Origin of the sequence: Actinomyces sp. ICM47 (assembly GCF_000278725.1) — a bacterium.
In the GTDB taxonomy this organism is placed as follows: domain Bacteria; phylum Actinomycetota; class Actinomycetes; order Actinomycetales; family Actinomycetaceae; genus Pauljensenia.
Genome location: NZ_ALCA01000061.1, coordinates 1 through 9,308, shown reverse-complemented (window position 1 = coordinate 9,308; position 9,308 = coordinate 1). Strand labels below are relative to the sequence as shown.

7 protein-coding genes are annotated in these 9,308 nt (G+C 64.9%); 3 read left to right on the top strand and 4 right to left on the bottom strand.

Annotated features, from left to right (window positions below; translation table 11 throughout):
• Positions 1-26: 26 nt before the first annotated feature.
• Positions 27-1,016 carry a malate dehydrogenase gene (locus HMPREF1136_RS03730; protein ID WP_009647992.1) on the bottom strand — a complete coding sequence of 330 codons (990 nt, stop codon included), beginning with the start codon at positions 1,014-1,016 and terminating at the stop codon, positions 27-29.
• A gap of 201 nt (positions 1,017-1,217) precedes the next feature.
• On the opposite strand from HMPREF1136_RS03730, the gene HMPREF1136_RS03725 reads away from it, so the two are divergent.
• Positions 1,218-2,252, top strand: a complete 1,035-nt coding sequence (locus tag HMPREF1136_RS03725) for a cation diffusion facilitator family transporter (RefSeq protein WP_009647993.1) — start codon at positions 1,218-1,220, stop codon at positions 2,250-2,252.
• Positions 2,253-2,383: 131 nt separating this feature from the next.
• Positions 2,384-2,518: a hypothetical protein gene (locus HMPREF1136_RS11365; RefSeq protein WP_009647995.1), complete on the top strand. Its 135-nt coding sequence runs from the start codon at positions 2,384-2,386 to the stop codon at positions 2,516-2,518.
• Positions 2,519-2,545: 27 nt separating this feature from the next.
• Here the strand turns inward: HMPREF1136_RS11365 and HMPREF1136_RS03720 are convergent, their stop codons facing one another.
• Entirely contained in the window at positions 2,546-3,364 is an 819-nt protein-coding gene (locus HMPREF1136_RS03720) for a YhfC family glutamic-type intramembrane protease (RefSeq protein ID WP_009647991.1), read from the bottom strand.
• Between the two features lie 161 nt (positions 3,365-3,525).
• Here HMPREF1136_RS03720 and HMPREF1136_RS03715 point away from each other — a divergent pair, with 161 nt between their 5' ends.
• Entirely contained in the window at positions 3,526-4,926 is a 1,401-nt protein-coding gene (locus HMPREF1136_RS03715; protein ID WP_009647994.1) for an endonuclease/exonuclease/phosphatase family protein, read from the top strand.
• Positions 4,927-5,070: 144 nt separating this feature from the next.
• Here HMPREF1136_RS03715 and pgi read toward each other — a convergent pair whose 3' ends face one another.
• Entirely contained in the window at positions 5,071-6,750 is a 1,680-nt protein-coding gene (gene pgi / locus HMPREF1136_RS03710) for a glucose-6-phosphate isomerase (RefSeq protein WP_009647990.1), read from the bottom strand.
• A gap of 154 nt (positions 6,751-6,904) precedes the next feature.
• Positions 6,905-9,160 (bottom strand): 6-phosphofructokinase, encoded by a 2,256-nt coding sequence (locus HMPREF1136_RS03705; RefSeq protein WP_034504772.1) that lies wholly within the window; start codon positions 9,158-9,160, stop codon positions 6,905-6,907.
• Between the last annotated feature and the right edge of the window lie 148 nt (positions 9,161-9,308).

Here is a 9,308-nt window from a genome sequence, read left to right as displayed (position 1 = left end):
CACCAACCGCCACGAGGGCGGTAGCCTCACTTGATGAAGCCGAGCGCCTTGACGGCGTCGTACTCTTCCTGGAGGGCCTTGATGTTGTGGTCGATTCCAGCGCGGGTCGCGTCGGAAATCTCGAGGCCGTCGACGATCTGCCACTCGCCACCGTCGGAGGTGACGGGGAAGCCGAAGTTCAGGCCGGCGGGGACGCCGTAGTGCGTGCCGTCGGACATGACACCGGCGGTGACCCACTCGCCCTCGGGGGTGCCGTGGATCCAGGAGTACATGTGGTCGATCGCAGCGTTCGCGGCGGAGGCGGCCGAAGAGGCGCCACGTGCCTCAATGATGGCGGCGCCACGCTTGGCGACGGTGGGACGGTAGTAGCTGGACAGCCACTCTTCGTCCACCAGCTCGGTCGCGGGCTTGCCAGCAACCTTCGCGAAGGAGACGTCCGGGTACTGGTCGGCCGAGTGGTTACCCCACACGACGACGTCCTTGATGTCGGCGTTCGCGGCACCGGTCTTGTGGGCGAGCTGCGCGATCGCACGGTTGTGGTCGAGGCGCATCATCGCGGTGAAGCGCGAGGCCGGGACGTCCGGCGCAGCGTTCTGGGCGATGGTGGCGTTGGTGTTCGCGGGGTTACCCACGACGAGGACACGCACGTCATCGGCAGCGCCGTCGTTGATGGCCTTGCCCTGGGGGCCGAAGATGCCCGCGTTGGCCTCGAGCAGGTCGGCGCGCTCCATGCCCTTGCGGCGCGGCATGGCACCCACCAGGTACGCGACGTTGGTGCCCTGGAATGCACGGTTGACGTCGTCGAAAATCTCAACGCCGGCCAGGGTCGGGAACGCGCAGTCGTCGAGCTCCATCGCGGTGCCCTCGGCGGCCTTGACAGCCTGGGGGATCTCGAGCAGGTTCAGCTTGACGGGCACGTCCGGGCCGAACAGCTGGCCGGACGCAATGCGGAACAGGAGGGCGTAGCCGATGTTGCCAGCTGCGCCAGTGACGGTGACGATACGAGGTTCTGCCATGAGTGGCGCTCCTTTACAGTCCTATGGGCTTGTGCCCTTGCAGTCGCGGAATTCCCCGCGCTCTGCCTTCTAGGATACGTTGTCCGTCACAGTGTGACCCGGGCACCCAGTCCCAACAGAGCAACCCACCCGCGTGATCTATAGCATACGAGGCCGGTTCTGGGTGTATCATTCAGCGCGCTCGGGTCGTACAGTGAGGACATGTCGCGCACTTTCCCTTCGCACACGCCCGGCGGCACCGGATCGGAGAAACCCGCCCCTGCCTCGTCCCACATTGACGAGGCCGTGGCCCACTCCCACGACCACGCGCACTCCGCGGATGGCGCGGAAGGTGGCCACTCGCACGATCATTCCCACGCAGCAGGAGCCTCGGTCGCGCGCCTGGGGTGGGCGCTCGCGGTGACGGGGACCGTCGTCGTCGCGGAACTGCTCGGCGCCTTTTGGTCCGGTTCCTTGTCCCTGGCGGCTGACGCGGGGCACATGGTCGTGGATGCCTCCAGCCTGGTCGTCGCCCTTATCGCGGCGCACCTGACGCGCCGCCCACGCGACGAGAAGCATACGTGGGGGTGGGCGCGCTCCGAGGTCCTGGCTGCCGCCCTGCAGGCCGGCATGCTCCTCATTATCAGCGTCATGGTCGCGTGGGAGGCCGCCTGGCGTCTCGCCTCTCCCCCGCCCGTCGAGGCTGGCCCCATGCTCCTCGTTGGTATCATCGGCCTGCTCGCGAACGTCGTCTCACTGCTGATCTTGGCGGGCGGGCGCGACGCGAACCTCAACATGAAGGCCGCGTTCCTGGAGGTCGCAAACGATGCTCTCGGCTCCCTCGCGGTGATCGTCGCAGCAGGCGCAGAATGGGCCTTCGGCTGGACGCGCGCCGACGCGATCGCCTCGCTCCTGATTGCTGTCCTCATGGCCCCGCGAGCGCTCACGCTCCTACGCCGCTCTGTCGCGATCCTCATGGAAGAGACGCCCGCCAGCGTGGATATGGGCGAGCTGCGCACGCACATGATGGGCGTTGACGGCGTTATCGACGTGCACGACCTGCACGTGGCCGCCGTCTCCTCACACCTGGTGACCGTCACCGCGCACGTGACCGTCACGCACGAAGCCGACGGCCCCTGCCGCGACCGCATCGTCCACGAGCTGGGCGAGTGCGCGTGCCACCACTTCCCCATCGCGCACTCCACGTTCCAGCTCGAGTGCCCCGAGCACGCCAGCCACGAACACATCGAGCACTAAAACACATACGCACGAGGCGGCAGGAGCGTCAACTCCCGCCAATCCCCCGATGTGTAGCTACAAGAGCCGGAGACTACTTCGTACGATTCGCGCGGTAGTACTCGATGAGAGCACGGGTGGACTGATCCTGCGTGTCCAAGGCCTTGGTCTGCGCGAAGAAGTTCGACAGGAACGAGGGCCTCGTGAACGATCTCAAGGAGCTCGCGTGGATCGCGTGCTGTGCTGGCGACATCATCGTCTACCGTGTGCGCAACATTGCCGCGTGAGAGGGCAGACTCCCATCCGCTGCCCGTTCACGATGTCTGCGCGGCTCCGCGAGCGAGCAGCGCTGTGGTGGACACATACATTCGCCTCACCGTCAGTGCAAGAATAACGGTGACGATCAACGCCCACCCCTGCGCCACGACGACGCTCACCACCCCGCTCTGATACAGCGCAGCCCCAGCGTCTGCCAGGGCGTGAGCGAGGATCGCTCCGAGGATCCACCAGCGGCGAACCCTCCCAGTGAACGCCATCCAGACCAAGACTGACAGGGCAATGTGCAAGGCAATGGCGATGGTACGCTCGCCGATACTCAGCAGGTAGAACGGCGCGGGTGTATTAATGAGCAACTCGAACTGTCGGGCCACGATATCGCGCTGGGCGTCGGGCAAACCAGCGAGGAAAGCCTCGCTCGTACCCGCATTGATGATGCTCACCGAGATCACGAGGCTAGAGATTGTCGCTACTCCCACAAGCAGTATTGCCTCGATACCTCCGTGTCCGATGCCCATTCCGAGGGCGCGCCCAACGTCATCGGGATGCCGGTCGCTCGCTTGCAGAACGGCGAATCCACAGACTCGGCCGAGTTCTTCAAACACCCCGGCCGCGAGCGCGGCATAGATCGCGTACAGCATCGGTTTACTCGGCAGGTTGGGGAGCGCAGTGAAGACCAGCGCGTGCAATCCCCCCTCAAGGAGGAGAGCGAAGACAACGAAGACCAGTGCGCCGACGGCGGCAGACCACAGCGAACAGCCCCATCTGCGCCGAGCGACAACGAGGATGATGATCGGCAGGACAAACGTGGACAGAGCGCTCACACCCATGGATGCCAGGGAAGCTGTTGTCACCATGGAACCCTCGATTCGATACTCGCACGACTGCGTCGAACAGCAACCGCATGACTCATGCTATGCCCTTTCTCTTACCACTGTCACCGCCTCCTTGTTTGTTGCCCACCCGAGGATTTATCATCTGTCGTACACACTCCCACGGTGATGAAGGAGATTCAACGATGAAGCCCCTCGCGATCGCCACAGCGGCATGTCTCCCCCTTGCCCTGTGCTTTCTATCGTCCGCACCCACGCTCGCCGAGTCCGCACCGTCCTCGACAACCGATGTCCTCACGGTGGCCACGTTCAACGCCAGCCTCAACCGAGAGGCGCCGGGGCAGCTACTCGACGACCTCACCACGGCGGACAACGCCCAGGCATCCAACGTGGCGGAAACCATTCAGCGGGTGGATCCGGACATCATTCTGATCAACGAGTTCGACTACGAGGCCAACGCTACCGCGGTTGATCTCTTTCGCACGAACTACCTCGAAGTCCCGCACAATGGTGCCCAGCCTGTGTCTTACCCCTACTCTTGGTCGGGTTCAGTGAACACGGGCGTTCCCAGCGGCTTCGACCTGGACGGAGACGGAAGCACAACCGGCCCATCCGATGCCTGGGGCTTCGGTAAGTTTCCGGGCCAGTACGGCTTCGTTGTCTACTCCAAGTACCCGATTAAGAACGACCAGGTTCGTTCTTTCCAGCACTTCCTGTGGAAGGACATGCCGGGCGCTCTTCTCCCCACCAAGAGCGACGGCACCAGTTGGTACTCCGACGAGGTGCTCAACGCTTTCCCCCTGTCTTCCAAGACGCACGTGGACCTGCCGATCGATGTTGATGGCACGACGATCCACGTGCTGGCGGCACACCCGACACCGCCGTCATTCGACGGAGCCGAGCAGCGTAACAAGAAACGAAACTTCGATGAGATCCGCCTGTGGGCCGACTACGTGGCGAACCGGGCCGACTACCTCTATGACGACAACGGAGCGAAGGGAGGCCTGACCGAGGACGCCAACTTCGTGATTCTCGGGGACTACAACTCGGATCCACTCGACGGGGACTCGTACCCGGGGGCTATTGATCAGCTGCTGGTCAGCCCGCAGGTCGTCGACACGGCACCGACCTCGCTGGGAGGCACCCGCGAAGCGGAGCTTCAGGGAGGCGCGAACCTGACGCATAGGACGAATCCCGCCTACGATACGGGCGACTTCAGTGACGATCCTCGGCCGGGGAATCTGCGCATCGACTACGTCCTACCAAATGTCGGCACCCAGGTCGAGGAGGCGGGAGTCTTCTGGCCGACACGCGACGACGAGCTTTTCCGCTTGACCGGTCTCGCCCCATTTCCCACCTCGGACCACCGCTTGGTGTGGTCCAAGCTGCGTTTCCCGCGCTCGCTCACCCCGAGCGAACCGAACCCGAGCACAAGCCAGAGAGAGACACCTTCACCGTCGGGCGAGGAGCCTAGGCTTGCGAACTCTGGAGCACACTCGGGTCTTCCTGGCGTCGCCATCGGCGTGGGAGCAGGAGGGGCGCTTCTTCTCGCCAGGCAGCGTGCTCGCCTGAGAAGCCGGGCATAGCACGCTTGTCGGTGCCTCGGGGCTTAGTTCCACCCCGAGGCGTCAGTTGTGTGCCTCGAGGATTCACGCAACCACGCTGCAGAGAAAACGTGGGGGCCGCGCCCCCAAGGCGCGGCCCCCACGTGCGGCTACGACAGCCAGAGACTACTTCGTACGATTCGCGCGGTAGTACTCGATGAGAGCGCGGGTCGACTGATCCTGCGCGTCCAGGGCCTCGGTCGAGCCCTCGATGGCGGGGAGGATCTGCTTGGCCAGGACCTTGCCCAGTTCAACGCCCCACTGGTCGAAGGAGTCGATGCCCCACACAGCACCCTCCACGAAGGTGATGTGCTCGTACAGGGCAATCAGCTGACCCAGGACCGACGGGGTCAGGGCCGGGGCCATAATCGACGTCGTGGGACGATTGCCGGTGAACACGCGGGCGGAGACGATGGCCTCGGGCGTGCCCTCGGCGCGCACCTCCTCGCTGGTCTTGCCGAACGCCAGGGCCTTGGTCTGCGCGAAGAAGTTCGACAGGAACAGCTCATGCATGTCGGCGTCGCCGTCGCCCAGCGCCCAGGTCGGGTTCGCAAACGCGATGAAGTCCGCGGGAACCATGCGGGTGCCCTGGTGGATCAGCTGGTAGAACGCGTGCTGACCATTGGTACCGGGTTCGCCCCAGAAGACCTCACCGGTCTCGTAGGTGACGGGGCTGCCATCGCGCCGCACGGACTTGCCGTTGGACTCCATGGTCAGCTGCTGCAGGTACGCGGGGAAGCGATGCAGGTACTGCGAGTAGGGCAGGACGGCGTGTGTGTCGGCACCCAGGAAGTTCGAGTACCACACGTTGAGCAGGCCCATGAGCAGGGGCACGTTCTTCTCGGGCTCAGTCTCGACGAAGTGGCGGTCCATCGCGTTAAAGCCGGCGAGGAAGTCCGCGAAGCCCTCGGGGCCAATCGCGACGGCCAGGGAGGTGCCGACGGCGGAGTCCACGGAGTAGCGGCCGCCCACCCAGCTCCAGAAGCCGAAGGCATTGTCCGGGTCGATGCCGAACTCGGCAACCTTGTCCAGAGCGGTCGACACGGCGACGAAGTGCTTGGCGATCGCTTCCTTCTCTGAGGCCTCGTCGGTGACGATGCCCCGCTCACGCAGACCGTCCAGCAGCCAGGCGCGCACGACCTTCGCGTTCGTGATGGTCTCGAGCGTCGTGAAGGTCTTGGACGCGACGATCACGAGGGTCGTCTCGGGGTCCAGGTCCTTCGTGGTCTCACCCGCGTCAGTGGGGTCGATGTTGGAGATAAAGCGGCACTCCAGGCCCTCCTGCACGTAGGGCTTCAGGGCCTCGTACGCCATGACGGGGCCGAGGTCGGAGCCGCCGATGCCAACGTTGACGACGGTCTTAACGGGCTTGCCGGTGATGCCCACCCACTCGCCGGAGCGGACGCGGCGGGCGAAGGCGTAGACCTTCTCCAGCACCTCGTGCACGTCGGCGATCGCGTCCTGGCCGTCGACCGTCAGGGAGTCGGTCGCGGGGCGGCGCAGCGCGGTATGCAGGACGGCGCGGTCCTCGGTGACGTTAATGTGCTCGCCCGCAAACATGCGGTCGCGCAGGTCCGCCACGCCGGTCTGCTCGGCGAGCGCGAGCAGGTGGCCCAGCAGCGTGGGGCACACGAGGTTCTTCGACAGGTCGACGTGCAGGTCGGCGGCCTGGAAGGTGAACTTCTTCGTGCGTTCGGGATCGTCCGCAAACATCTTGCGCAGATCGGGTTCAAAGGTGTCGGCCAGCTGGTCGAGCTTGTCCCACGCGGGGGTCATCGTCGGGTCGATCACGGGGATATCACTCATGAGTGCTCCTGACAGTAGGGATATGTGACTTCCAGTTTAGCGGTCAATGCGCCCTCGGTCACTCTCGTTTTCCCTGACGACGGACGAGGCCGTGGCCCGCAAGCGATCACGGAACCACGGCCTCGTTCATCCCGGAAAACCCGGGACTAACCCGTTACTCGACGGGATCGTCGATGTGGATGGGGGCTGCCTCGATGCCTGGGTTCTGCAGCGACACGATGCGCTGGACCGGGACGAGGTCGAGCCACCACTGATGGAAGGGGCGGCGATTGACGATGTCCAGGTCGTCGAACATGTGCTTGACTGGGCGCGCCTCGACGGCGTTGCCGACCTGGCCGATGTAGTAGGCGCGGCGGTCGCCGGATTCGAACTGCTCGACAAGCTGATCGAAGGCACGGGCGATCAGGCGCGTGGCGAGCAGACGGTCGTACGGCGAGGGGGCACCGCCCTGCTGCATGTGGCCGAGCGCCTGGTGGCGCACGTCATAGATGCCCTCAGACTCGGCGGTGAACACGTCGGCGAGGAACTCACGGTCGTAGTACCGGGACGCGGACTCGTTGACGAGGGTCAGGAAGAGGCGTCGGCCGGACTTGAAGGAGTTCACCATCCGATCAGCATCCGCAGCGATCTGCTGGAGGGATGGGGATTCCTCGTTGATGTACATGTACTCGGCACCGCTGGACAGCGCGCTCATGAGGGTCAGGTAGCCGCAGCGGCGTCCCATCGTCTCGGCGATGAAGCAACGCTTAGAGGCCGCCGCGCTCTCCTTGATGCGGTCGATCGCCCACGTGGCGTTGTTGATCGCCGTGTCCGTGCCGATCGCGAGCTCGCAGCCGGGCAGGTTGTTATCGATCGACGCGGGGATCAGCAGCATCGGGATGCGGAAAGCCGGGTAGCGGTCCTTCTCGGCCTGGATCGCATGCACGCCCAGGTAGGCGTTCATGCCGCCGATCACCAGCAGCGCGTCAATCTCGTTGCGCTCGATAGCGCGGCCCAGCGCGTAGAACTGCTCAATCGGCGGGACATCGCGCTTCGTACCCAGCTCCGCGCCGCCCTTGAAGGCCCAGCCTTCAACGTCGGACCAGCTCAGCTCTCGCACGCGGTCGTCCGCCAGACCGCTCCACGAACCGTCGACGCCCAGCATCGTCCAGCCACGCGCAATACCCAGGCGCACGGCGACGCGGGCCGCCGTATTCATGCCGGGTGCCAGACCACCCGCGTGCAGGATCGCGACACGCTTCGAATCGCCCGTCGGTTCGGGAATCAGCTGCGGAGGCGTCGAGAGCAGGTGGTAGATGCCGACCATCGAGGAGAAGGAGGATCCGCGCGACGCCTGGGCAGCAGCGTAGTCGCCCGCGGCGATGAGGTCCTTGACCGCGCGCGTGTCGCGCACCGCCTTCATGAGCGGGACGCGAGTAATACGGTTTCGGCGCACGCCCAGGATGACGGGTTCGTCCTCAGCGGAGGAGTCGAGGATCTCCTGGACGGCCGCGTAGCCCAGCAGGGTCGACATCCAGCGGTCGTAGGCTGACGGGGTACCGCCGCGCTGCACGTGACCGAGGATCGTCACGCGAGCATCCTCACCCGTGCGCTCTTGGATCGTGTCCGCAATCAGCTGCGTCGACAGCTCGTTCCCATCGCGATCATGCGCGCCCTCGGCGACGAGAACAATCGACTCACGACGACCGGCTTCGCGGCCCAGGCGCAGGTGCTCGGCCAGGTCGTCCTGCCAGCCCTGGCCCGCCGGGTCCTCGGGTGTGAACACGTAGTCAGCACCGCCCGCGACCGCAGCCATGAGGGGCAGGTACCCGCAGTGGCGACCCATGACCTCGACGACGAAGGTGCGCTGGTGCGAGGCCGCCGTGCTGGTGAGCTGGTCGATAGCGTCCAGGATGCGATGCAGCGCAGTGTCCGCACCGATCGTCATGTCGGTACCCACCATGTCGTTGTCGATGGAACCGACCAGGCCGACGATGATGAGGGCCGGATGAGCGTCCGCGAATTCCTGCGTGATAACGCCCTCGGAGACCAACTCGGCGACATGCTGAGGCCACTCGTTGCGGAACTCGTTCGTACCCGATAGGGAACCATCACCGCCGATGACGACGAGGTGGTCGATACCGTGCTCGAGCAGGTTCGCGGCGGCGCGGTGGCGTCCCTCGTAGGTACGGAACTCAGCGCAGCGAGCCGTGCCGATGACCGTGCCGCCCTCAGCGAGGATCGAGGAGACATCCGACCACTCCATCTTCTTAATGGAGTCGCCACCGTCGCATGCACCCTGCCAGCCTTCAAGGATCGCATAGGGCTGCGCTCCCCTGGCCAGAGCCGTGCGCACCACTGCGCGAACGGTAGCATTCATACCCTGGGCGTCGCCGCCCGAGGTGAGGACACCGATACGGACTGTGCTCATTGTTCTGCCATCTTTCATTGACGGTGAGGGCCGGGTGGCCCGATGTGCCTATCGTGGTCAATTCTACGTGACATAGGCCTCCGACCACTAGGGCCAAACGCCCAATTACCGAGGAAACGACAAGTGCGCGCCCGCCGAAACCGGCGGG

Excerpts from the sequence above, each read along its gene's own strand:
- HMPREF1136_RS03730 (WP_009647992.1), bottom strand. The coding sequence starts at position 1,016 with ATGGCAGAACCTCGTATCGTCACCGTCACTGGCGCAGCTGGCAACATC.
- HMPREF1136_RS03725 (WP_009647993.1), top strand. The coding sequence starts at position 1,218 with ATGTCGCGCACTTTCCCTTCGCACACGCCCGGCGGCACCGGATCGGAG.
- HMPREF1136_RS03720 (WP_009647991.1), bottom strand. The coding sequence starts at position 3,364 with ATGGTGACAACAGCTTCCCTGGCATCCATGGGTGTGAGCGCTCTGTCC.
- HMPREF1136_RS03715 (WP_009647994.1), top strand. The coding sequence starts at position 3,526 with ATGAAGCCCCTCGCGATCGCCACAGCGGCATGTCTCCCCCTTGCCCTG.
- pgi (WP_009647990.1), bottom strand. The coding sequence starts at position 6,750 with ATGAGTGATATCCCCGTGATCGACCCGACGATGACCCCCGCGTGGGAC.
- HMPREF1136_RS03705 (WP_034504772.1), bottom strand. The coding sequence starts at position 9,160 with ATGAGCACAGTCCGTATCGGTGTCCTCACCTCGGGCGGCGACGCCCAG.